General features: G+C 38.4%; 23 protein-coding genes. 8 read left to right on the top strand and 15 right to left on the bottom strand.

The window, feature by feature from the left end; genetic code table 11:
- Positions 1–44: 44 nt before the first annotated feature.
- A complete protein-coding gene (locus tag HMPREF3129_RS01850) occupies positions 45–308 on the bottom strand; it encodes a helix-turn-helix domain-containing protein (RefSeq protein WP_004247955.1) in 264 nt (87 codons plus the stop codon).
- 769 nt (positions 309–1,077) lie between these two features.
- Here HMPREF3129_RS01850 and budA point away from each other — a divergent pair.
- The 8 genes from budA to HMPREF3129_RS01810 all read left to right on the top strand — a co-directional run bounded on the left by budA (position 1,078) and on the right by HMPREF3129_RS01810 (position 10,642).
- Positions 1,078–1,914, top strand: a complete 837-nt coding sequence (budA, locus tag HMPREF3129_RS01845) for an acetolactate decarboxylase (RefSeq protein WP_036908053.1) — start codon at positions 1,078–1,080, stop codon at positions 1,912–1,914.
- 64 nt (positions 1,915–1,978) lie between these two features.
- On the top strand, positions 1,979–3,658 hold the full coding sequence (gene alsS, locus HMPREF3129_RS01840; RefSeq protein ID WP_012367840.1) for an acetolactate synthase AlsS: 1,680 nt from the start codon (positions 1,979–1,981) through the stop codon (positions 3,656–3,658).
- Between the two features lie 168 nt (positions 3,659–3,826).
- The gene (locus HMPREF3129_RS01835; RefSeq protein ID WP_004242635.1) at positions 3,827–4,339 is read left to right on the top strand and encodes a DedA family protein; all 513 of its coding nucleotides are present in this window, start codon (positions 3,827–3,829) and stop codon (positions 4,337–4,339) included.
- Positions 4,340–4,744: 405 nt separating this feature from the next.
- Positions 4,745–5,779, top strand: coding sequence for a TAXI family TRAP transporter solute-binding subunit (locus tag HMPREF3129_RS01830; RefSeq protein WP_004242633.1), 1,035 nt, complete (start codon positions 4,745–4,747; stop codon positions 5,777–5,779).
- A gap of 12 nt (positions 5,780–5,791) precedes the next feature.
- On the top strand, positions 5,792–7,759 hold the full coding sequence (locus tag HMPREF3129_RS01825) for a TRAP transporter permease (RefSeq protein ID WP_004242632.1): 1,968 nt from the start codon (positions 5,792–5,794) through the stop codon (positions 7,757–7,759).
- Entirely contained in the window at positions 7,760–8,473 is a 714-nt protein-coding gene (locus HMPREF3129_RS01820) for a FadR/GntR family transcriptional regulator (protein ID WP_004242631.1), read from the top strand.
- A gap of 17 nt (positions 8,474–8,490) precedes the next feature.
- Positions 8,491–9,693 (top strand): L-2-hydroxyglutarate oxidase, encoded by a 1,203-nt coding sequence (lhgO, locus tag HMPREF3129_RS01815; protein WP_004242630.1) that lies wholly within the window; start codon positions 8,491–8,493, stop codon positions 9,691–9,693.
- A 580-nt stretch (positions 9,694–10,273) separates the two neighbouring features.
- Positions 10,274–10,642 carry a helix-turn-helix domain-containing protein gene (locus HMPREF3129_RS01810; protein ID WP_070486669.1) on the top strand — a complete coding sequence of 123 codons (369 nt, stop codon included), beginning with the start codon at positions 10,274–10,276 and terminating at the stop codon, positions 10,640–10,642.
- A gap of 116 nt (positions 10,643–10,758) precedes the next feature.
- Here the strand turns inward: HMPREF3129_RS01810 and HMPREF3129_RS01805 are convergent, their stop codons facing one another.
- From HMPREF3129_RS01805 to pheS, 14 genes are all read right to left on the bottom strand, one after another.
- A complete protein-coding gene (locus HMPREF3129_RS01805; RefSeq protein WP_004251432.1) occupies positions 10,759–11,778 on the bottom strand; it encodes a lipoate--protein ligase in 1,020 nt (339 codons plus the stop codon).
- A 77-nt stretch (positions 11,779–11,855) separates the two neighbouring features.
- A complete protein-coding gene (locus HMPREF3129_RS01800) occupies positions 11,856–12,347 on the bottom strand; it encodes an NlpC/P60 family protein (RefSeq protein WP_017628170.1) in 492 nt (163 codons plus the stop codon).
- Between the two features lie 147 nt (positions 12,348–12,494).
- A complete protein-coding gene (gene arnF, locus HMPREF3129_RS01795; RefSeq protein WP_004251439.1) occupies positions 12,495–12,896 on the bottom strand; it encodes a 4-amino-4-deoxy-L-arabinose-phosphoundecaprenol flippase subunit ArnF in 402 nt (133 codons plus the stop codon).
- Positions 12,893–13,234, bottom strand: a complete 342-nt coding sequence (gene arnE / locus HMPREF3129_RS01790; RefSeq protein WP_004242624.1) for a 4-amino-4-deoxy-L-arabinose-phosphoundecaprenol flippase subunit ArnE — start codon at positions 13,232–13,234, stop codon at positions 12,893–12,895. The genes arnF and arnE overlap by 4 nt, the downstream gene beginning before the upstream one ends.
- Complete coding sequence (gene arnT, locus HMPREF3129_RS01785) at positions 13,234–14,895, bottom strand: lipid IV(A) 4-amino-4-deoxy-L-arabinosyltransferase (protein WP_036918228.1); 1,662 nt, start codon at positions 14,893–14,895, stop codon at positions 13,234–13,236. Before arnT ends, arnE begins: the two co-directional genes overlap by 1 nt.
- A 7-nt stretch (positions 14,896–14,902) precedes the next feature.
- Positions 14,903–15,796 carry a 4-deoxy-4-formamido-L-arabinose-phosphoundecaprenol deformylase gene (arnD, locus tag HMPREF3129_RS01780; RefSeq protein ID WP_004242622.1) on the bottom strand — a complete coding sequence of 298 codons (894 nt, stop codon included), beginning with the start codon at positions 15,794–15,796 and terminating at the stop codon, positions 14,903–14,905.
- Entirely contained in the window at positions 15,796–17,778 is a 1,983-nt protein-coding gene (arnA, locus tag HMPREF3129_RS01775) for a bifunctional UDP-4-amino-4-deoxy-L-arabinose formyltransferase/UDP-glucuronic acid oxidase ArnA (RefSeq protein ID WP_004251444.1), read from the bottom strand. Before arnA ends, arnD begins: the two co-directional genes overlap by 1 nt.
- A complete protein-coding gene (gene arnC / locus HMPREF3129_RS01770; protein WP_004242618.1) occupies positions 17,778–18,758 on the bottom strand; it encodes an undecaprenyl-phosphate 4-deoxy-4-formamido-L-arabinose transferase in 981 nt (326 codons plus the stop codon). Before arnC ends, arnA begins: the two co-directional genes overlap by 1 nt.
- Entirely contained in the window at positions 18,758–19,903 is a 1,146-nt protein-coding gene (gene arnB, locus HMPREF3129_RS01765) for a UDP-4-amino-4-deoxy-L-arabinose aminotransferase (protein ID WP_004251446.1), read from the bottom strand. The genes arnC and arnB overlap by 1 nt, the downstream gene beginning before the upstream one ends.
- A gap of 134 nt (positions 19,904–20,037) precedes the next feature.
- Positions 20,038–20,787: a vitamin B12 ABC transporter ATP-binding protein BtuD gene (locus HMPREF3129_RS01760; protein WP_004242614.1), complete on the bottom strand. Its 750-nt coding sequence runs from the start codon at positions 20,785–20,787 to the stop codon at positions 20,038–20,040.
- Position 20,788: 1 nt separating this feature from the next.
- The gene (btuC, locus tag HMPREF3129_RS01755) at positions 20,789–21,823 is read right to left on the bottom strand and encodes a vitamin B12 ABC transporter permease BtuC (RefSeq protein WP_004251448.1); all 1,035 of its coding nucleotides are present in this window, start codon (positions 21,821–21,823) and stop codon (positions 20,789–20,791) included.
- Positions 21,824–22,105: 282 nt separating this feature from the next.
- On the bottom strand, positions 22,106–22,402 hold the full coding sequence (gene ihfA, locus HMPREF3129_RS01750) for an integration host factor subunit alpha (protein ID WP_004242612.1): 297 nt from the start codon (positions 22,400–22,402) through the stop codon (positions 22,106–22,108).
- A gap of 4 nt (positions 22,403–22,406) precedes the next feature.
- Entirely contained in the window at positions 22,407–24,794 is a 2,388-nt protein-coding gene (pheT, locus tag HMPREF3129_RS01745; RefSeq protein WP_004247944.1) for a phenylalanine--tRNA ligase subunit beta, read from the bottom strand.
- Positions 24,795–24,808: 14 nt separating this feature from the next.
- A complete protein-coding gene (gene pheS / locus HMPREF3129_RS01740) occupies positions 24,809–25,792 on the bottom strand; it encodes a phenylalanine--tRNA ligase subunit alpha (protein WP_004242610.1) in 984 nt (327 codons plus the stop codon).
- Between the last annotated feature and the right edge of the window lie 50 nt (positions 25,793–25,842).

The raw sequence follows: 25,842 nt of genomic DNA, 5'->3' as shown, positions 1-25,842 counted from the left end.
CTTCCCCATATATTAAATATTAATTAACAACAATTAAATCAGAATTAATACCTATCAGTTAATTCATTAAATGTTAAAAACTCACTCCATGATGAGTCCAATATCATCAGTATTTTATTAAGTAAGGTAACAGTAATATTTGTAGTTCCATTTTCATATCGAGAAATTTGTTGCTGACTAACATTCAATATGATCGCTAAATCCTGTCCTGTTAAACCTAACTCTTTCCTTTTATACTTTATAAACAACCCTGTTTTTTTATTAAAAAAATCCGACATACTAACGCTATTATTATCATCTTTTTTCATTTGTGAAAGCATTCCTTTTTCTTACTTTACCCTCTACTTAACTAAAATTTTTATTACTATATTGTCATAATTAGACTTAGTAAAAACGTTTTAATCGATCAATTAAGTGAAATGTGATAGATAAAACCTATCATAATCAGACCATCGATCGGAGATACCGATCATAAATGTAAAAAAATCAACATAATCTGTTGATATATAATGACAAATGAAAATTAACAACTTACATAATAACAACAGCAATCTTACATATATAGATACATTTCTGTTTACCTGGAATTAAAAGTTACATTTTGTAACACTTTTATCCTTCTTGATAACTCTAACTTCCTCCTAAATAATAATTATTAAAATTAATCTTTTTTTAAATTTTAAGAAAATTAATTTTATTATTTATAACTAAAAATATATTTCTAATAAATCACAATGAAAATAAAAAACTATTAATATCCATTTTCTTTAAATTCTTCTTTAATTTCCTTGTGATTACTCATAATCGCTCAAAATAATTACATTAATTTATAGTTTCCAATAGAAACAAACAAAGCAACCTCATCAATAACATTGATATTTTTTTAATTTTTTTTTAATAAAGTTACACGTAAAATTAAATTTATAAAAAACAATAAAATAGCTTTAATCTCACTCTCTATGATTATCACATCTTTTTTGATATCAATTAAAACATTTGAAAATCTTACCTATAGGGCTAATAATGAAATTGATAGTTGATGAATGTCTATCTAAATAAATAAGGATCTGCTTCATTATGAAAACTAGCTTTAACCATATCGAGCGAGATAATAGTGATATCACCCATAACCATAAAAATACTCATAGTTCCTGCAACTGCACCCAAGAAATAATAACTTCTTTAAATCATTATATTAATAAACATCCAGAATGTACTATCTACCAAAATTCTTTAATGAGTAGTCTTATTGCTGGTGTTTATGATAGTGATGTTACTATTGCTGATTTATTAAAGCATGGTGATTTTGGTTTAGGTACTTTTAATCATCTTGATGGCGAATTGGTCGCCTTTGATAGTAACGTTTTTCAATTACGTTCAGATGGCAGTGCGCGAGAAGCCCGTCCAGATCAAGGCTCGCCTTTTGCTGTAATGACATTCTTTAAACCTGATATTACACATCAGTTTTCGGCTCCTGTCTCCCAACAACAGGTTCACAATATTATTAACCAATATGTTCCTTCCGATAATCTATTTTGTGCCATCAAAATTGAAGGCGAATTTGAATTAGTTAAAACACGTACAGTGCCACGTCAAGAGCCTCCTTATGTGCCCATGCTAGAAGCCATTGAAAATCAGCCTATTTTTACCTTTCACGATGAAATGGGTATTATTGCCGGCTTTCGTTCCCCGCAATTTATTCAAGGCCTTAATGTTGCTGGATTTCATGAGCATTATATTAATCACCAACGTGAAGGTGGTGGCCATGTACTTGATTATCAATTAAAAAAAGGCACCCTACAAATCGGTGTTATCTCTCGTTTTACTATTGACTTACCTCATCAATCAACATTCTTAGAAGCTAATTTAATGCCCGATGACCTTCATCAGGCAATAGAACAAGCCGAAAACTGAAAGTAATCATTCCTAAAGGTCATTCTGTTTTTATTCATTCACTTGCAAACTTAAAGAAGGTTTTATGAACTCTCATCATTGGAATTGCGGTGCTGACTTGGTGGTTAAGCAATTAGAACAACATGGTGTTAAACAAGTTTTTGGGATCCCCGGAGCCAAAATTGACCGTGTTTTTGATTCTTTGGTTGATTCAACAATTAAAACTATTGTTGTGCGTCACGAAGCCAATGCAGCTTTTATGGCGGGTGCGGTAGGACGTTTAACCGGTAAAGCGGGTGTGGCGATAGCCACTTCTGGTCCCGGTTGTTCTAATCTAGCAACGGGCATTGCGACAGCTACATCAGAAGGTGATCCTCTAGTTGCCTTAGGAGGCTCAGTTAAATCTACGGATAGACTTAAACTGGTTCATCAAAGTATGGACACAGTAACAATGTTTAACCCAATCACTAAGTTTTGCGCTGAAGTTGATTCTTCACAATCAATTTCAGAGACGTTAGCCAATGCTTTTCGTCATGCGGAGTCAGGTCGTCCCGGCTCGGCTTTTTTAACCTTTCCAATGGATATACTCAATAATGAGGTAGATAGCCCGTTATTAACACCTAAATCCAAACCTAATTTAGGTGCCGCGAGTGATAGTGCAATTCAAGAAGCGATCAGCTTATTATTACAAGCGAAAAACCCTGTGATATTAATAGGGCTTCAAGCCAGCGATCCGGAAAATGCTCTTGCCTTACAGAATTTTCTTGATATTTTTCCTGTTCCTATTGTAGGTACTTATCAATCTGCCGGGGCTATTGCTCATCGCCATTTTCCACTCTTTGCCGGACGAATTGGCTTATTTAATAATCAGCCAGGGGATGAATTACTGGCACACGCTGATTTAGTTATCACTTTAGGTTATAGCCCGATTGAGTATGAACCTTCCTTATGGAACAGTCATAATGCCAATATTATCCATATTGATGAGATCCAAGCTGAAATCGATTTAGCTTACTGCCCTGCCTTAGAATTAACAGGCAATATTAAATTAACACTGGATAAGTTAACGCAACAATTAACTCACCAGCCTAATTCAAAATTACAATTGTCTAATCAGAGCCAAGGAATACTAGAGAAAATACGTCAGCAAAGGGAAATTTTGCAACAAAATAGTTATTTTAGACAAGGCACACCTATTCATCCTTTAACTATCATACATGAAATGCAAGATATCATTGATAACGATGTCACTCTTTGTATTGATATGGGGAGTTTTCATATTTGGCTTGCACGTTACCTTTATAGTTTTAGAGCGAGACAAATGCTAATTTCTAATGGCCAACAAACCATGGGAGTTGCATTACCTTGGGGAATAGGCGCTTCTTTTGTACGTCCTTGCGATAAAATTATCTCTGTTTCTGGTGATGGGGGATTTATGCAATCTTCAATGGAGCTAGAAACCGCAGTTCGTCTTAATACCAATATATTGCATATTATCTGGGTTGATAATGCTTATAATATGGTGGAGATGCAAGAAGAAGTAAAATATGGCCGTCCTTCTGGCGTAAAATTTGGTCCCATTGATTTTAAACGCTATGCAGAATCTTTTGGTGCTAAAGGATTTTCTGTTGAGTGCGCATCTCAACTTCGTGAAACCTTACGTAAAGCGATAGCTGTTGATGGTCCTGCTGTGTTAGCCATTCCTGTTGATTATCGTGATAACGATAAATTAATGAAGCACATTAATTATAATTTAATTATTTAGTAATAAGCCCCTCCAGTTAACGGATTAGTCATTAAAATGGAGGGGCATTTTATTTACAAGCTCTTGACTTACTTTTTCTGACCATTAAATTTTGCTAGGCTAACGGACAGTCTGGTATAAAGATGCACTCTATACTAAAGGGGCAAAATATTATCAAAGGAGAATAAAATGGAGATACTCCATTCAATGCTTGACACATTAAGTCATGTTTCTCCTATCGCTTTATTTTTTACTATTACCCTACTCACTGCGGGAAAATCTACTATTGGTATTTCATCCTTTTTACCTCCCGCATCGTTAATGCTGATCTTAATATTTGGGGTTTGCTTGCCCTTCCATTCGCCTATTTTACTTTGGTTAGCAACTAGTTTAGGTGCCTTATTAGGATCTATAGCGAGTTATCAGTTAGGACGTTCCATTTATTATTTCCCTCGCTTAAATAAATGGGTTACCCGCTATCAAACAAAGATCTTACGTATACAACAACTGTTAAAAAATAAAGCATTCTTTATTCTTTTTATTTCACGCTTTTTAGCTGTGTTTCGCTACCTTACGCCTTTTAGCGCAGGTTTATTAAAACTCCCCATTTATGGTATTTATCTAACAAGTGCTGTTTCAGCCTTAGTGTGGTCAGGAGTATTTATTTTAATAGCCAATGGCGTAATCTCCATCTCATTATAAAATAATAATTTTTAATTATTTATTATCTTTAATTGACTAATTTTGATATTTATTTGTTAGCCATACCCGTTAATTATTGTTTTCTCGCCCCTCTCTGCTCTTATTTATTCCTTTAATGTAAATAGTTATTTATTTTAGAAAATCTATTATTAATTTATTTTTTAGTGAATTATTTTTCAAATACCCCAAGTTATCGATATTTTCTCTGTCTTCTTGATAAAAACCCCTTGATTATGGATATAATTTACATAATTACCATCATGATCACAATTTGTTACATTCACGTATCAAATTAATCAACCCAGTTCACAATTTCGTAACCTTCCTTTACCTATAAAAGTTGTCATGTTGTATACAAGTTGATGTGAAATATTCACCTGCGTTTTTATGTACAGGAACAACATCATGAGAATAAGAAAAACAAAGCTTGCCATCGGTATTGTTGCTGTTATTGCTGTTGTATCACTAGCAATGATCGGCAAAAAAGAGAATGCCAATAAGCAATTTCTCTCTGTAGCAACGGCCTCAACAGGAGGAACTTATTACCCGATGGGAGTCGGTTTAGCCAATGTTTGGAGCACCCACCTCAAGGATAGAGGAATACAAGTCACAGGGCAGTCCTCTGCTGGCTCAATTGAAAATATCTATTTAATGCAACAAAACGAAGCTCAGCTTTCTATTCTACAAAGTCTATTAGCTGTGGAAGCTTACGAAGGTGTACGTAATTTTGAAGGCAAACCAGAAAAAAATCTACGTTCTATATCAATGCTTTGGCCAAATGTAGAGCACTTTGTCTTAATGAATGACAAAGTAAAAACAGGAACATTGGATGATATTCGTGCCACCAGCTTCTCTGTCGGGCCACAAGCCAGTGGCACTGAACAATCGACCATTATCATTCTTAAAGGTGTGAATTTAACTAAAAAAGAGATCACTCCTGAATATCTTGGTTATGGAGATACCGTTTCAGCAATGCGTGATGGACGCCTTGATGGGGGAGCATTACCTGCGGGTGTTCCCGCCTCTGCGGTTACCGATATGTATGCCAGTGGTGTTAATGCCAAATTACTTGAAGTGACTGATAAGCAACTTGATGATATTAATCATATTGCTAACTCTTGGTTTCGCTTTGAAATACCAGCAAATACCTACCCTCGCCAAGCAGAAAAAGTAAACACCATTGCACAACCTAATATCTTAATGACAACCACAAGTATTGATGACCAGTTAGTTTATGAATTGACTAAAACCATGTTTGAAAACTTACCAGAAGTTCATCAAGTACATAGTGCTGCAAAATACATCACCACCGAAAATGCGTTAAAAGGTGTTTCTGTGCCATTACACCTTGGAGCTTATCGTTATTACAAAGAAATTGGATTAGATATCCCTGACTATTTAATTCCACCTGAAGCTCAAACGCAAACTAATAATAAATAACAGGAGTGAGTTATGACTAATAATGACCACCTAACTCCGGTAGAGCCACCAGCATTAGATAAAGAAGCTAGCTCAGGCACTCGTCACCTTACCGGTATCTATTTAAAAATCACCACCACGCTGGCGATATTCATTTCGTTGTATGCTATTTACTCTAATGCCTTATCCAACACCCAAGAGTTTTATCGTAATACTATTTTTCTTAGTGGTATTTTGATCCTTGGTTTTATTTTATTTCCATTCTCTAAACGATTTTCTACCGCAAAATTTAATGGCTGGGATTATCTTTTTATCGCTTTAACATTAATCAGCTATGGCTATTTTTTCTTTAACTATGTTGATCTCCATGTGGTAAGAAAAAGTATTCCCAACACAATGGATTATGCGATGGCAATTCTTGGCATTATTGTTCTTTTTGAAGCAGCAAGAAGAACAACGGGCTATTTTATTCCTAGCCTAGCCACATTCGCTATTATCTATGCCCTATTTGGCCAATACTTTATGGGTATTTTTGGTCATGCAGGATTTTCTGTAGAGAGACTGTTATATCGTTTATTTATGACCAGTGAAGGTATTTTTGGTATTACACTCTCTACTGCCTCTACCGCTATCGTGGTATTTATTTTATTCGGTTCGTTTTTAAGTGTTAGTGGTGCCACAGCACTATTTAATGATTTAGCGCTAGCTATGGCCGGACGTCGCCGTGGGGGACCTGCTCAAGTTGCCGTCATTTCATCAGCATTAACAGGTTCATTAAGTGGTAGCGCGGTCGCCAACGTAGCCACTACGGGAACCTTTACCATTCCATTAATGAAAAATATTGGCTTAACATCACGTTTTGCGGGTGCCGTTGAAGCTACTGCATCTACGGGTGGAATGATCATGCCACCGATTATGGGTGCGGCTGCTTTTATTATGGCGGGCTTTTTGGGAATTTCTTATACCACGATTGTTATTGCCGCGATTATTCCTGCGTTGCTCTATTACGCGGCCTTGATCATGGCAATTGATATTGAAGCGAAAAAACAAGGTTTAAAAGGACTTAGCAAAGAGAATATTCCACAAGTTAAAGCGGTATTAAAAGCACGCGGTTTATTACTATTACCTTTAATTATTGTAATTGGCACGTTATTAATGGGTAAAACTCCTATTTATGCGGGTTTTCTTGGTATCTTAACCATTATTGTTGCCAGCTGGCTAACACCTGATAAAACGGTACGAATGACATTAACTAAAGTGGCTGATGCTTTAGCAGAAGCGGCTCGTGGCTCGGTACAAGTGACTATCGCTTGTGCTGCCATTGGTGTGATTATTTGTGTTGTTACCATGACCGGTATCGGTGCGACCTTAGCATTTAATATTGTCTCTATGACTGACAATACATTATGGATGATCTTACTGGTTGTGATGTTAGTCTGTATTGTATTAAGTATGGGCTTACCATCAACTGCTCTATATATCGTGGTTGCCGTTACAGTGTCACCTATTTTAATTAAAGCCGGTGTGATGCCTTTAGCGGCTCATTTCTTTGTATTCTGGTTTGGCGCGTTATCCAATATTACTCCTCCGGTCGCCCTAGCAAGCTATACGGCAGCAAGTATTGCGAGAGCCGATCCGATGCAAACTTCATGGGATGCGGTACGTTTAGCACTCCCTGGTTTTATTATTCCTTTTATTTTGGTTTATAACCCTGCATTACTGATGCAAGGTGATAATTTAAGTGTTATCTCTATCGGGTTAATGGTCATTAGTGCATTAGTGGGAATTTATGCACTAAGTATTGCCACTGCGAATTTTTGGATAATCAAAACAACATGGTTTGAACGTATCGCCTTTGCAGCGGCCGCTATTTTAATGATTAAGCCCGGACTATATACCGATTTATTAGGTATGGCGTTGATCTTACTTACTGGCGCTTTCCATCTGTTGCGCTCTAAAAAACAGTTGGTCAATGTAGGGCAAGTATCTGGAGAAAACTAGATGATAAAAAAGATCTCACGCCAAAAAGCGTCGCAACAAATTCTTGATCAAATTAAGCAAAATATTTATGACGGGACCTATCCTATTGGTGAAAAGCTACCGTCTGAAAATGTACTCGCTGACGCCTTTGGCGTTAGCAGAGTTCCCATCAGAGAAGCATTAGGGGTATTAGAAGCGAGTGGCATTATTACGTCACGCCAAGGAGGCGGTAGACGCGTTATTGACCACTCTATCTTGAGTAAATACGAACCTATTGTGATGGAAATTGCTTGTCCTCAAGAAATTGAATCACTGCTTGAAATGCGTGAGGTCATTGAACATGAAGCGGCAGCCATTGCCGCTTTACGCCGAACACCAGAAGAATTGCTGACGATAGAGCAAGCACATCAGGCCTTTATCTTAGCCACGCAGAAAAACAACAACATTGGTCATCAAGAAGACTATCAATTTCATCGTGCCATTATGGTTGCTTCACATAATCCTTTTTTCGTGCGCATCCTCGATAACTTACATGAGCTTTATCTTGGCGTATTGATGTATTCCTTAAGTCAAAATAAAGGACGTATTGCCGAAACTGAGCGTGTTATTGCAGAGCATGAAGCTATTGTTGAAGCAATAAGACAACAAGATAGTGATGAAACTAGCCACAAAATGCGTCTTCATTTAGCCAATGTACGTGGAAAGTTAAAGCGTTTACAACAAGAAAAAAATTAACTCTTATACTGGATTATATGGGTAGTATTATGACTTATGACGTAATTATCATCGGTGCAGGATTAGTAGGATTAGGGGTTGCCAGTGCATTACAAGAAAGCCAACCTGAGCTTAAAGTACTGGTGATTGATAAGGAGTCTGGCCCCGCCGTTCATCAAAGTGGCCATAACAGCAATGTTGTTCATTCGGGGATTTACTATACACCAGGAAGCCTAAAGGCAAGACTCGCTAAGCAAGGTAACATCACGACTTACAATTTTTGTAAACAGCATCATCTCTATTACGATCGTTGTGGCAAAGTGATTGTGGCAACTGATGAAAAAGAGCTACCAGCATTAGAAAATATCTATCAACGTGGAATACAAAATGGCCTTGAAGTGATTAAAATGACCGAGAGCGAGCTAAAAGCCAGGGAGCCTTATGTTAATGGTATTGCTGCTTTGCTTGTTCCTGATGCCGGTATTGTCAATTATCCGGAAATTGCCGCCAAACACGTTGAAATCATTCAAGCTCGAGGTGGAGTATTTGCCTTTAACCAAGCAGTAAATGCGATTAATGAAACAGACGAAACGGTAACAGTCACCACGTCCACAACACAATTTACCGCAAAGTGGCTGATTAATTGTGCTGGATTATTTAGTGATCGGGTAGCAAAAATGGCGGGCTACGATACCGGCATGAAGATAGTTCCCTTTCGTGGCGAATATTTTATGCTCAACTCAAATAAAAATTATTTAGTTAATCATCTTATTTATCCCGTGCCGAATCCTGATTTCCCATTTTTAGGTGTCCATTTTACACGTATGTATAACGGGCATCGTGACGTAGGCCCTAATGCCGTATTAGCCTTTAAACGTGAAGGCTACAAGAAAAGTGATATTGACTTAAAAGATCTCACTGAAGTACTAACCTATAAAGGATTTTGGAAAATAGCCGGAAATTATTTAGGTGAAGGGATGGCCGAATTACGTCGTTCCTATTCACGTAAGCTGTTTGCCCAAAATGCACAAAAGCTTATTCCTGCTCTACGTGAAGCAGATATTCACCCAGGTCCGGCAGGTGTACGCGCCCAAGCTTTAACTCGCGAAGGAAAATTAGTTGATGATTTTCACTTTGTTAAAGGCAAACGTTCATTACATGTATGTAATGCCCCTTCTCCTGCCGCAACAGCATCAATTGAAATTGGTCGTGAAATTGTAAGAGAGCATTTTTTATTATAAAAAATCTTTCGTCTCACTCGCAGAGTGTCTCCCGTTGTCTGCGAGTGAGCTTATTTAGTATATCTGCTTTTATCTTCTGCTCCTGCCTACAATTCCCCCTATGCAATAACCGTATTTTGACAGATTTATGTTAGCCTTTATATATTGATAAAAGCACTTTAAACAACCAAGTACCAATACTTATTTTAATTAGAAATATTAATCATTAAAAAAACGATTTCAACCAATAAAATTGGATTTGAAATACATCTTCATCAATGATTTAATTGATTTTTTATCAAAAAATATAACAGTCTGCAAAACAACATCTATAACAAATTTTAGCGATTGCTAAATAATAGAGTAAATTCAATAAAATAAAATGCGCCAATTTTATAAAACTTATCACTTTCTTTTTGATAGACTATCTATCAATCATTGTTTATTACTTACTCCTATTGCTTTGATAATGATTATCAATCATAAAAAGCACTTTTTGCCTACCTATTATTTCCTCTATGCTTAAAATAGATTACAAATAACATACGTTACTATTCTATTTAATTGGGCACTATGTCCCCACCTATTGTGGGAGGTTTTTATGGCTGAAAATGTCGTTAATGATATTCTGAAATGGTTAGAAACTCAGTTACAACGTAATGAGGGTATAAAGATTGATACGATTGCAAATAAAAGTGGCTACTCGAAGTGGCATTTGCAACGTAATTTTAAAGATTTTAAAGGTTGCACATTAGGCGAATATGTACGTAAACGTCGCTTATTGGAAGCAGCAAAGTCTTTACAAGAAAAAGACATGTCCATTTTAGATATTGCTTTGATGTATGGCTTTAGTTCCCAAGCAACATTTACTCGTATCTTTAAAAAACACTTCAACACTACACCAGCTAAATTTAGAGAACATGGTGAGTTACCAGATACACGTCGTTTTATGTCATGTGAAAATAGCTAATATAGCCAGAAGTATTGACTGACAAAACAAAGCGGGAAAACATCATGTTTTCCCGCTTTGTTTATTATATCAAACCATTTTATTGTCAGTCGTTTTCTTAAATAGATAATAATCAATTAAGAAAGCGCATGAACAAGCCACTGTTGCAGCTCTTCAAGCTCTGATTGGTTATTTGGGGACTGCTCTATTAATTGTGCTAATAGTCTTTTCATCGATCCAGAAGCATAACGCTGTCCAACTAACATCTGCGATAACTTTTCTAATGGTGCGGGATCTAAACTGTCGGTATAAATTTGGCTTCTAATAATCGTACCGCGTTCAATATCAAAGTGCAGCTCAACACCACCCCATTTAAAGCGATTATCTAATAGATGTGAAAACGCAGGCGCTTGACCAAAATTCCACTCCCAACTACTTTGTTTTGCAAATGTTTCTGCAAAACCCGGTAAATCAGGTAATTTTTGTGGTGAAATAATTTCAGCTTCAACACGCTCACCATAATAGTCAAAAAAACTGTCAGTAATCGCTTGGCATAACTTTTCATGAGTTATATCGGGTTTTAATTCCACTAAATTAGTGACACGAGAGCGCACCGAAGTGATCCCTTTCGCCTGTAGTTTTTTTGGATCTGGGTTTAAATAGTTAGCTAAACGAGATAAATCAGCATTAATTAATAAAGTACCATGATGAAAACCACGATCTTTTGTCTCTTTATAGGCTGAGCCAGAAATTTTTCTTTCACCATCAGCCAATGGTACGACTAAATCATTTCGTCCTGATGCCGTTGCTTGTATGTCGGCTTTCGATAACCCATCTAAAATAATTTGCGTCGAAATGGTTTTATTATATTCGGGTTTGCCTGCCATAAAAGTAAAACAGGTATTACCTAGATCATGAAATACTGCACCGCCACCACTTGAGCGACGCGCCAATTTCACACCATCTTCTTCCATTTTTCGGGTATTACACTCTTTCCATGGGTTTTGTGCTCGACCAATTACCACAGTATTATCATTACGCCATAAAAAAAGGACTCGTTGATCAGCTGGCATCTGTTTAAAAATGCACTCTTCAACCGCGAGGTTAAACCATGGATCATAAGACTCAGAAAGAAGTAGACGCAATTTGCCTGACATAAGATATCCCTATATGAAAAAAGTTAGCTATAAGATAGCATAACACTCAGTAGGTTAGCGCCTTCAATGGCACAAAATTACAATCGACGAGCCTGCCAGAAAGTTTTTTTCCAATACGCATTATCTAATGATGAACGAATAACGCCTTTACTGGTAGAAGCATGAATAAAGGTATTGTCAGTATCATAAATACCAACATGAAGCCCGTTATCCCCTCCTCCGGTTTTGAAAAATACTAAATCACCAGGCATCAAATCACTTTTACTAATTTGTGTACCATATTTAGTTTGGTCGATAGTCATTCTTGGCAGTTGTATATCAAAACGATCACTATAAGTCCTATACACAAACCCTGAGCAATCAATACCGGATGGGCTCATGCCACCATAGCGATAAGGCGTACCATACCATTGCTCTAGCTGAGATTTTAATTGCACAATGACCATAATAGGATCAGAAAGTTGCGTTTTTAACGGGGGCGCGGGTGGGAAACGCTTAGAGGGACTCGATGAGCATCCAGCTAGCAGAATAATACAGAGTAAGAAAGAATAAAAAGTAGGCTTTCTCATTGCATCCACCCAATTATTGACAATAGATTTAAAATCTATCTGCTTTTTTACGTAAAAACAAGTGATTGAAGGTGAATACACAAGCATTGATAGTGTCAATCGCACAATAGCTCACTTTAAAGAGAGAATAACACTTGATCAGTTAAGCTAATGCGATGTTGTTTGCTCCGTTTTTTGGCTTATTAACCAAACACCTAGCATAATAAAAATGATACCTATTGTTTTAGACCACGACAGTGTTTCTTGAAACCAAGGTAAAACCACCGCGAGAATATAAACAAAGACATAGCTAAGGCTGATGAGTGGATAAGCTTTGTTTAGGGGGATTGTACGTAAAGTCAATAACCAACAAACCATTGACAGTACGTAGCCAATCAGTCCCACGAAAACAACGCTGATAGGTATTATGTTTGCCCATAACCAATGAAGATCAAACCACTGTTTTTCTAATTGCAGATCAGGTAATTCTGACATACCTATTTTTAACAGCAGTTGTGCAACTGTGACTAATAATGCGCTGGCGATGGCCCATAAGTAACCGTTTTTCATGACTGCATACTCATTAACACAATACCTAACATAATCGAGGCAATACCAACCCAATGTTTCACATTAACCGTCTCTTTATAGATAAATTGGCCTATCAAAGTGACGACAATAAAGTTAATACTCAACATCGGATAAGCAATACTAAGTGGGAGGATTTGCAGTAAACGTAACCAAAATAACATGCCAAAGCCTAGCATAGCGATGGCAGTAATAAGCCAGAAAATCGTCTTTCTGGCTTTAGTGGTTGAATTATTTTGCCAACTCACCACTGCTTGTTTCTGACAAACTTGGCCAATACAGGTTAGCAAACTAACAATAAGTAACAAAAAAAAGGCCATTACTTACGTTTCTCATAGGTCAAAATAGCCATACGACGATTCGTCACTAACTCTTCAGGTCGTGGCATCTGCGCCAGTTTCTTCGGATCTTTATAAGTGATCACCACAGAGACATTACCTTCTTTTCTGGCATTTTCTAACCATTGCTCAAAACTTTCAGGTTTTAGTAATCTATGTTGAGAATCTGGATATTCAATTCCATAGGTTAATTCCCCTGTTCTCTCATAAAGGTAGATATCGCTACGTTGCAATTCCCAAGCTAATCCAGCCCCCACACCAACGCTGTTACTGACTATATATTTGCTCGCATTGAGGGTATCGATATTTTGGCGAATAAACTCTTGTGGTAATTTGCCATCAATAGAGCTATTGGGAATGGCTTGCCCAATACATAAGCTTACCCCTAAAGAGCAAGAGGCTGCCCATAGCCAATGTTTACCATTTAATGTAGAGCAGAGATAACCAATGATGCCCCATAATGAGAAAGCGACTATCGCTAATACCCATTTTGACCATTCATAAGGCATATAGATAGGTTTAGAAGAAACCAATTGAATAATTAATATTGCAACAACAGCAGCGACACCAATAAAAATATTAATATAGCCATTAATGCGCAGTGCTTTCATTTTAAATTTTCTAGCACAGTCTACACCGTATTTGGCCATTAACATCGCCAATGGTCCCATAAATGGCAACATGTAAGTAGGTAATTTACCTTTCGCGATACTAAAAAATAGGAAAGGTACTACAAACCAACATAGTAAGAAAAAGAGTTCAGGACGCTTACGGCGCTTCTTCCATGCACTAGTTAGTGCCCCTGGTAATAATCCAAGCCAAGGAATAACACCCAGTAAAATTATAGGGATGTAATACCAGAAAGGAGAACTATGCTGAGCATCATCACCAGAAAAACGCTGGATATGCTCAACCCAAAAGAAATAATGCCAATAATCAGGCTCAGCCTTCGCCACCGCTAAAACCCATGGCAAGCTAATTAACGCCGCACTTAAAACAGCAAGCACACCATAGAGTAACATCTGAGTGAACTGTTTTTGGTAAAGGGTTACAGGGATCATCACAATAACAGGGATAGCTAATGCCAAAAAGCCTTTGGTCATAAAGGCCATACCACAAGCTAAACCTAGCGTTATCCATGCCAGTATACGCGTTTTTGCCGTGGTTGCTTTCAACGCCCAAAAACAACACACCATACTTGCAGTAACCCAAAGCGCTAACATCGGATCAAGTACGCTATAAGTTCCGACGCTAAACACCAAAAACATGGATAAATAAATTAAGCTAGCCACAAAAGCGACTTGGCGATTACGCCACATCATTCGTGCTAATAAATAAATAAGTAACGCACTTAATAGAATAGAAATAACTGAACCAAAGCGTACGGCAAAATTGGTGTGGCCAAATATTAACTGGCTAATATTATTAATCCAGTAACCTGCTATTGGTTTTTCAAAATAGCGGATATCAAGCATATGGGGAACAATCCAGTTCCCGCTCACCACCATTTCACGGCTAATTTCCGCATAACGTGTTTCATCAGGTTGCCATAATAACCGGCTGTTCAATGGAAATAAGTAGGTAAGAACAAAAAAAAGAGCCAAGAGGATGGCCCCGATTTTACTCGCCCGGTTATTCAACATAGTTTTGTTAGACCTCTTGTTGGCACCCTAACCAGCCTTCTCGACCTGGAAAGTCAGATCGGACAACTTTACCCATCGGAAGCATGTCTATATCTTGTGGTAGTAGATGGCTTAATGGACAGAATTCGATGCCTTCGTTTGCAATCATTGCCAATAACTGCTCAAATTGAGCCGCTTTTGACATTCCCTCAACTTCGGTATGAATAGTATAAACAGGTATACCCTGATCTTTTTTGATTTCATCAATAATAAATTGATTAAAATCTTCGTCCTTTACCTTAGTACCGACCACTTCATCATAAGTTGGTAATGTTACTGGAATTTGCACTGTACCGATAGAACCATTTTCTAGAACTGGCCTAAATGGATGCGTTCCCCGACAATCACTATTGTAGTCAAATTGGAAAGCTTCTTTAACCATTAGAACACGTTCATCAGCACGCCACCCAGCAACCGCAGAACATTTTACAGGTTTTTCAAGTGCTTTTTCCAGTGCTTCTACACCTAAACGAACCTGTTGCATTAATTCTTCTGTTGACCAACGGCCTACTTTAGCTTGCCAACCTTGATGATCCCATGAGTGTAATCCGACTTCATGCCCCGCATCTTGGGTTTGTTTCATCAAATAGCCTAAATTTTTGGCAATTTTTTTACCCGGCCACGCCGTACCGGCCAATAGAATATCCAGTCCATATAATGAAGCGGCATTCGACCTTAGCATTTTCCACAGAAATTTCGGTTTTAAAAGGCGCCATAAATGGCGCCCCATATTATCTGGACCGACACTGAAGAAAAAGCTGGCCTGAATGTTATGCTTGTTAAAGACATCCAGCAATTGTGGAATACCTTCTTTTGTACCTCGATAAGTATCCACATCGACTCTCAAGCCAACTTTCTTCATTACTTATTACCTAACTCTTCAACTGCACCACGTAAGAAGAAGTCTAATGTCTCTTCTACCGTTTGGCGTGTTTCGATAGTTGGTTTCCAATCTAACAGACGCTCAGCATTTTTGATGCTTGGTTTGCGGTGTTCAACATCTTGATAGCCTTTACCGTAGTAGCTGCTACTTTCGATTTTCTTGAAGCCAGCAAATGGAGGGAAGTGACCGCGTAACTCATGTTTTTCAAAGCAATCTAACAGCATTTCTGCTAGCTCACGAATACTTGCTTCGTTAGTTGGGTTACCGATATTGATGATCTGACCATCACATTTGTTATCACGATTTTCAATAATGCGGAATAATGCTTCAATACCATCATTAATATCAGTGAAACAACGTTTTTGCTCACCACCATCAACCAGTTTAATCGGTGAACCTTCCACTAAGTTCAAAATTAACTGAGTAATTGCACGAGAGCTACCAATACGCGCTGAATTTAAGTTATCAAGACGTGGCCCCATCCAGTTAAATGGACGGAATAAAGTGAATTTCAGCCCTTCTTTAGCACCATAAGCCCAAATAACTCGGTCTAATAACTGTTTAGAAACAGAGTAAATCCAACGTTGTTTATTAATAGGACCAACGATTAAGCGTGAATTATCTTCATCGAACTCTTTATCATCGCACATACCGTATACTTCTGATGTGGATGGGAAAATAATACGTTTATTGTATTTAACACAATAACGAACAATTTTTAAGTTCTCTTCAAAATCTAATTCAAATACACGTAATGGATTACGGGTATATTCAATCGGTGTTGCAATAGCTACTAATGGCAAGATCACATCACATTTCTTGATGTGATACTCAATCCATTCTGTATGAATGCTGACATCACCTTCAATAAAGTGGAAACGAGGGTTACCAATAAAGCGTTCAATTGCTGATGAACCGATATCCATACCGTAGATATCATAGTTACCATCTTTTAATAGACGCTCGGTTAGGTGGTTACCAATAAAGCCATTGACACCTAAAATCAGTACACGTTGACGACGTTTGACTTGTGCTGTTGCTTTTGGTCCAACGCGTACATCTGTCACGATCCCCATTTCAGTGGCTAAACGGCTGCCTTGAACATAAAGACCATTTTCACTTTGACCTGTGATAACTTCAATTGCACCTTTCGCACATGCGATAACTAAAGGCTTAGTCGAAATAACAGTACCCGGACGTTTACCTTGGTTATCTGCCACTGGACGTGCGCGCCAGATAATCATTTTGCGCTCACCTAAGAAAGTGAAAGCACCTGGGTATGGTTCAGTAACGGCACGAACTAAATTATGAACCGTTTTAGCATCTGCATTCCAGTCAATTAAACCATCATCAGCACAACGACGACCATAATAAGTTGCTTGGCTTTCATCTTGCGCTGTTGTTGAATAGTTACCTGAGGCGATATGCGGTAACGTATGAGCCATTAATTTCGCCGCAGCTTCTCTGACTTTTTCATGTAAAATTAATGAAGTATCAGTATCTTCAATCGTTACTTTTTCTTGTGCAACGATATCACCAGCATCTGCTTTAGCCGTCATTTTATGTAAAGTGACACCTGTTTCAGTTTCACCATTGACAATGGCCCAATTGATAGGTGCACGACCGCGATATTTAGGTAATAAAGAGCCATGTAAATTAAATGCACCTTTAGGTGCTAAATTCAGGATCTCATCGCTTAGCATATGGCGATAATAGAAAGAGAAAATGACATCTGGCTTCATCTCACGAATACGCTCAATCCATAATGGATGATTAACGTTTTCTGGAGCAAACACGGTTAATCCCATTTCTGCGCTAACACGCGCTACGGATGAGAAGAAATGATTTTCGTTAGGATCGTCAGTATGGGTAAATACAGCTTGAATATCGAAACCCGCTTTTTCAAGTGCTTTTAAACCAACACAGCCAATATCATGATAGGCAAATACTATTGCTTTCATTAGTCTTCTTCCTGATTTTTGTTGGGTTTTTTAACGCCAACCACTTTTTGGATAAAATACCGAGGACGCGCTCTTACATCATTATAAATTCGGCCTATATATTCACCTAATAGACCCATTGCAACGAACTGCGCACCGATAAACATGAATAAGATAGCAAAGAGTGTAAACACTCCGTCTGCCGCCCAAATTGCACCGAAAATAAGTCGTAGTACAATCAGTAATACGGCAAGTAAAAAGCCGGCAACAGCAATCACACTACCTACGACACTTAATAAACGTAATGGTGCAGTTGTCAGACAGGTTAATAAGTCGTACATCAAATTGATGAGTTTTAAGAAACTGTATTTTGAATCACCATATTCACGCTCAGCGTGAGCGACTTCAATTTCAATCGTACGACGAGCGAAGGTATTCGCTAAAATTGGGATAAAAGTACTACGCTCATGGCATTGCAACATCGCATCAATAATATGACGACGATATGCTCTTAACATACAACCATAATCTCCCATTGAACGACCTGTTGCCTTGGTTATCATGGCATTAATCATTTTAGAGGCCGTTTTACGAAACCACGAATCTTGACGGTTACGGCGTCGAGTTCCGACAACATCATACCCCTCTTCTGCGGTTGCCACTAAACGAGGGATCTCCTCTGGTGGGTTTTGTAAATCAGCATCTAAGGTAATGACTAAATCCCCGTCAGCTTGGTTAAAACCCGCCATAATAGCGGAGTGTTGACCATAGTTGCGATTTAAAATAATCGCAATAACATGGTTATCTTCAATGTTGGCAGCTTCTTCTAGCATTTTTGCTGAATTATCGCTGCTTCCGTCATCAACAAGGATCAGCTCATACTCTTGTTCTAACTGTTTACAGCTTTTGATTGTTCGCTCTAAAAGCTGTGGGAGACTCTCTTCCTCGTTATAAACGGGAATAACGACTGATACTTTATTGATTTTTTCAAATGTTGACACTAGATATGCTCCGAAAGAATTTCATTGATCGCATCGACAACGCGAATAACATCTTTATTGCTCATATCAGGAAACAGTGGCAGCGAGCATAACGTTGCAGAGTTCCATTCTGATTGAGGAAGGGATAACGAAGGGTAGCGCTCACGATAATATTTTTGTGTATGCGCAGCACGGAAATGAAGCCCTGTACCAATCTCTTTTTGTTTGAGTTTTTCCATAAATGTATCACGATCGATACCACAGACATTTTTATCAACTCTGACCATAAAGAGATGGTTAGCATGTAAGTGTGGATATTCCGGCACACTTAACATTTCCAATGGTGAATCTTGAAGTTTTTCACGATAAAGGGCAACTAACTCAGCACGTTTAGCATTCATTTCTTCTAAGCGACTTAATTGCACTACCGCGATAGCAGCATGAATATCCGAGAGATTATATTTATAACCAGGCTCAACGACTTCCGCTTGAGGTTTACGTCCTTGGATTTGACGATCAAAAGCATCAACACCCAAACCATGAAATTTTAAGCAACGGACTCGATTGGCTAATTCATCATCGTCCGTAACAACTAATCCACCTTCGGCACAAGTGACATTTTTAATAGCATGAAAAGAAAAAATAGAAGTTCCCTTCTCACCTATCCATTCATCTTTATATCGAGTACCTATCGCATGTGCTGCATCTTCAATTAGAGGAATGCCCGCCTCATCAGCAACCGCTCTGAGTGCATCAAGATCACAAGGCGCTCCGGCATAATGCACAGGGATAATTGCTTTGGTTCTTGGGGTAATCGCTTTTTTTACCGATTCAGCGCTAACCATTAATGTGTCACGATCAATATCGACCATTACTGGCTCTGCGCCTAATAACGTAATGATATTGATAGTTGATACCCAAGTTTGGGAAGGTGTAATAACTTCATCACCAGGCCCTATTCCCATCGCCATCAAAACAACATGCATACCCGCTGTTGCAGAACAAACCGCAATAGCATGTTTGCTACCAAATTTTTCACAAAAATCTTGTTCTAGCTGATGATTTTGGGGACCTGTTGTGATCCAGCCGGAGCGTAAAACGCTTTCAACTGCTTTAATCTCTTCATCCCCGATAGCAGGACGGGAGAATGGAAGAAAGTGACTCATAAAAATGTAGCCTAATTAATGAATGAATAAAAACTAATTATATACAATTTGCTGTTTCACAGCACCCGTTGTTATTAAGAAAGCCTTAAAGAAGGCTTAATAATTTCCGATGCGCAGACTCTGACTCAATAACATCACTCTATTACTTGCCAAATTACACTATTTGCTGATCTATTACATCTAATCTTAGTATTAAATGTAGTAGATAATAAATTTTCATCCAACAAAAGTGCTGAGTCACCTGAGTTGATTATTTTTCCCTCTAACATAAACCATAACTTATCTGCTTTTAGATAAGAATGATTCAAATCATGAGTACTCATAATAATACTGCCACCTTGTAGACAAAATTTATCTAGCCATTTATCCAATAAAGTAAGTTGTACAATATCTAAATTATTTGTCGGCTCATCAAGCATCATTAATTTTCCTGTTAAATCATCGCTTGACCATAATTGTATAAAAGTGGCAACAATCCGAACGCGTTGCCATTCCCCACCAGATAAATGATGAATATTTTTTGACAATAATTTATTGATTTGAAAATCGCTTAATAGTGCATTCAATTCTTGAATATCCATTTTTGATAACTGATAGGATAAAGAAAGATAATGAAACACTGGCATAAATGGCAAAGCTAACGATTGTTGTCTAACAACGCTTTGTATTCTAGAAAGTTCGGCAATTTTATAATCTCTCATTGAAGTTTCGTTTAAAAATATATTTCCAACGTATGAAACTTCACCAGCAATGGCCATTAACAACGTACTTTTACCCGCCCCATTCGCGCCAATTAAATGAATGCGTTCGCCATCATTAACTTGTTCAGTAATACCATATAGTCTTTTATTGACAGCTAATTTATATAGTTTTAATTGTGCCATATTATAAGCGCTCCATCTGTTTAGTGGCTAATAACCAAATAAAAAGAGGTGCGCCTAAGGTGGCAGTTATCACGCCAATAGGGACTTCTGCGCCATTTAACATCAGCCTTGATATTAAATCAGCGAATATCAGTAAACTCGCTCCCGTTAAAGCACAGCCCGGTAACAAGGTTTTATAATGTGTGATACCAGACAATCGTAATAAATGCGGTACAATCAACCCGACAAAACTAATTGCGCCGGCTAGAGCAACGCTAAAACCAATTAATAAACCAACGGTTAAAATAAACCAATTACGCCATATAATCACAGAGATGCCGAGTTTTTTGGCTTCAAAACTCCCCAGAGAAAGGTAATTTAAAATATCGGCTTGCCAAATAAGAAGTGTGATGATTGGAAGTAATGCCCAAAATAATATTTGGTGGCGCCAGTCAATGCCACTAAAGCTCCCCATAAGCCAGTACATTAATTGTCTTAAATCTAACGCAGAGCTAAAATAGACCAGCCAAGTCATAACAGCACTTGCTAATACCCCTAATGCTACGCCTATTAATAATAATTGAGCATTAGATAGCTTTTTTATTTGTGAGAAAAACATTAATAAGCAGGTGATCCCCAAAGCCCCTAATATCGCGGCACTGCTTATTAACCAGTATGCAGTTCCTAATTGGAAAACAATCAGTAACACAACACAAACACCCGCACCACTGCTTACACCTAAAAGTCCCGGCTCTGCTAACGGATTTTCAAAGATTGCCTGCATAATGGCACCAGCAATAGCTAAGCTTGCGCCAACCATCATCACAGCCAATATTCTTGGAAGCCTAATTTGCCAAATAAATAAACTAGCTTCTTCAGTGAGCCATTTATTGGGGAATAACCAAATTTCACCGGCTGAAAGTGAGATAACAATAAGAACAAATAAAACTAACACCAGCAAAGTGAGTTTTAGCTTATCACTAATTTGCTGTTTGTTTCGTAATTGATTAAGCGGATCATCATATTGATTATTCATATTGTTTAGTAAATAGCCCATAAATTACGCTATTTTTATAAATATATTGCTAATAAATGTAGGGCAACATAACACAGTCCCTTTCAATGAAGAAAATATAATTTTCTATCCTAAGGAAATAAACCTTCCAGTATGATTAATTTTAAACCAATGATTATTCCCCTCAAGCACATCTTATTTAAACAATAAAATGACTATTAGGCGCTATCACAGATAAGCAAAAGAAAAATAGAAGGAGTAAATCGTAGAAGTAAGTCGCAAAAAAAACGGCTTTCAATAGAAAGCCGTTTTGGTGTTTAAGTATTACTCTTTTGGTGTCGCATTTTCAACCCGGCTTTTTAACTTTTGTCCCGGGCGGAAAGTTACAACACGGCGGGCTGTAATAGGAATATCTTCCCCTGTTTTCGGGTTACGACCTGGGCGCTGATTTTTATCACGTAGGTCAAAGTTTCCGAATCCAGACAGCTTCACCTGTTCTCCATTTTCCAGAGAACGACGCACTTCCTCAAAAAAGGCTTCTACAAGGTCTTTTGCATCGCGTTTGCTAACGCCAAGTTTTTCAAACAGATTTTCTGCCATTTCAGCTTTTGTAAGCGCCATAGGTCTAGTCCCTCAAGGATGCTTGGAATCGCTGTTTCAATGCTGCAACACAGGTATTGACTGTGGCAGCAATCTCATCTTCTTCCAGAGTATGCTCGATATCCTGCAAGATTAAGCTAATAGCGAGGCTCTTATAACCCTCCGCTACTCCCTTACCACAATACACGTCAAATAAGTTTATGCCAACTATTTGATTTCCGCCAACTTTCTTACATTCAGCTAAAATATCTTCTGCAGCCACATCATTTGGAACAACTACAGCGATATCTCTACGATTCGAAGGGAAACGTGAAACAGCTTTCGCTTGCGGTAAATTGCGGTTTGCGATTGCGTCCCAACGTATTTCGAATACTACCGTACGGCCGTTTAAATCAAGTTTACGTTCAAGCTCTGGGTGAACAACACCAATACAGCCAATATATTCATTTCTCAGATAAATCTCAGCACTTTGTCCCGGATGGAGCGCTGAATGATTGGCTGGTTTAAATGTAATTTCATCTAACTGGCCTGTCAATTCCAGAATTGATTCAATATTACCTTTCAAATCAAAGAAATCAACAGTTTGCTTCTCTAAAGTCCAATGTTCTTCATAACGGTTGCCCGCGATCACACCAGCTAGCATAAGTTCCTGACGTATTCCATATTCTGCTTGATTATCAGGAACAAAACGCAGACCTGCTTCAAATAACCTAACTCTAGCCTGTTGACGGTTCTGATTGTAAACCACTGTGGTTAATAATCCGGTCAACAATGACAAACGCATGGCTGACATATCGGCAGAAATTGGGTTAGGTAAGATCAACGCTTCTTCATTAGGATGTAGTAAGCTTTGGATCTTCGGATCAACAAAGCTATAAGTGATAGCTTCTTGGAATCCATTATCAACCAGCATGGTTTTTACACGTTTTAATGGCAGATCCGCTTCACGGTGGTCTGTCATAATCAGATCGGCACGTAAAGGTACATCTGGAATATTGTTATACCCGTAAATACGTGCAACTTCTTCAATTAAGTCTTCTTCAATTTCAACATCAAAACGCCATGAAGGCACAGTGGCTAACCACCCGTCATTTTCAACGGTGACGCCAAAACCTAAACGTGTTAACGAATCAACAACTTGTTCATCATCAATAACATGACCTAATAAACGGTCTAATTTTGCACGTGTTAATTTGATAGGAGCGACATGGGGTAAATAGCTGTCATTGGTGACATCAATAATTTCACCCACTTCACCACCACAAATTTCGAGTAATAATTTCGTTGCTCGCTCAATGGCCTGATATTGCAGCGCTGAATCAACACCACGCTCAAAACGATGAGATGCATCGGTATGTAAACCATAACGACGTGCACGGCCGGTGATCGCTAATGGAGAGAAGAATGCGCACTCTAAAAATACGTTTTTAGTTTCTTCATTAACACCAGAAGATTCACCACCGAAAATACCTGCCATTCCTAATGCTTGTTTTTCATCAGCAATAACCAGTACATCATCTTTTAAGGTGATTTCATTACCATCAAGTAAAGTTAGTTTTTCACCCTCTTTGCCCATACGAACAACCACAGCCCCATCGACATGGTCAAGATCAAACGCATGTAATGGTTGTCCCATTTCAAGTAAGACAAAGTTAGTGATATCAACGATTGGATCGATAGAGCGAATACCACCACGACGTAATTTTTCTTGCATCCATAATGGTGTGTTCGCTTTCACATTCACATTAGTGAAAACACGACCTAAATAGCGAGGACAAGCTTGTGGTGCTTCAACTCGCACAGGAAATGTCGCTGAAGAAGTGGCTGCAATTGGTGACATATCAGGGATTTGGCATGTCATTTTATTAATGACCGCGATATCGCGAGCAACCCCCATAATACCTAAGCAATCTGCTCGGTTTGGTGTAATGCTGATTTCAATCGCATTATCATTTAATTTTAAGTATTCGCGAATATCGGTACCGATAGGTGCATCAGCAGGTAATTCGATAATGCCTTCATGGTTTTCTGAGATAGCTAATTCAGAAAAAGAGCACAGCATACCTTCAGAAGGCTCACCACGTAGTTTGGCTGCTTTAATTTTAAAGTTACCCGGTAATACCGCCCCAACCGTTGCTACAGCAACTTTTAAGCCTTGGCGACAATTTGGCGCACCACACACGATGTCCAATAAACGCTCACCACCGACATTGACTTTTGTCACTCGTAGTTTATCTGCATTTGGGTGTTGTCCACATTCAACCACTTCACCCACAACAACACCGTGAAAATCACCGGCAACAGGCTCTACACCATCAACTTCAAGGCCAGCCATGGTTAGCTGTTCAGAAAGCTCTTCGCTACTAATTGCTGGGTTTACCCACTCACGTAACCAAAGTTCACTGAATTTCATGAGATAATCCCACCTTATTTAAACTGTTTGAGGAAACGAAGATCATTTTCGAAGAATGAACGTAAATCGGTGACACCGTAACGTAACATAGTTAAGCGTTCCATACCCATCCCGAAAGCAAAACCAGAATAAACTTCAGGATCGATACCTACATTACGCAACACATTTGGATGCACCATACCGCAGCCCAAGACTTCTAACCATTTGCCATTTTTACCCATTACATCAACTTCAGCTGAAGGCTCTGTAAATGGAAAATAGGATGGGCGGAAGCGAATTTCCATATCTTCTTCAAAGAAGTTTTTCAGAAAATCGTGCAGTGTTCCTTTTAAATTAGTGAAGCTAATGTCTTTATCAACAATTAAGCCTTCAACTTGATGGAACATTGGAGTATGAGTTTGGTCATAGTCATTACGATAAACACGGCCAGGTGCAATAATGCGGATCGGTGGCTGTTTATTTTGCATAGTGCGAATTTGTACACCTGAGGTTTGAGTACGCAATAAACGTTTAGCATCAAACCAGAAAGTGTCATGATCAGCTCTTGCAGGGTGATGAGCAGGAATATTTAACGCATCAAAGTTATGATAGTCATCTTCAATTTCAGGGCCTGATTCCACAGAGAACCCTAATTCGCCAAAGAAAGTTTCAATACGTTCAATTGTGCGAGTAACAGGGTGCAGACCACCATTTTCAATACGACGTCCAGGCAAAGAGACATCAATTTTCTCAGCCGCTAAACGTTCGTTTAATAGCGCTGATTCCATTTGTTCTTTACGAGCGTTCAGTGCTTGCTGAACCTCTTGTTTTGCCTGATTAATGACCGCTCCAGCAGCTGGACGCTCTTCAGCGGGTAAGTCGCGCAGCGTGGACATCTGGAGCGTTAAATGACCTTTTTTCCCCAAGTATTCAACACGAACCGAATCCAGCGCAGCAACATCCTGTGCCTCTTCGATAGCTGCTTTAGCTTGAGCAACGAGTTCAGCGAGATGTGGCATCGTTTCCTCTTCCTTTGACCTGATGAGGTCTATTAGTTGTTATCAATGAT

Origin of the sequence: Proteus sp. HMSC14B05 (assembly GCF_001808035.1) — a bacterium.
In the GTDB taxonomy this organism is placed as follows: domain Bacteria; phylum Pseudomonadota; class Gammaproteobacteria; order Enterobacterales; family Enterobacteriaceae; genus Proteus; species Proteus mirabilis.
This window is presented reverse-complemented; position numbering and strand designations above follow the sequence as displayed.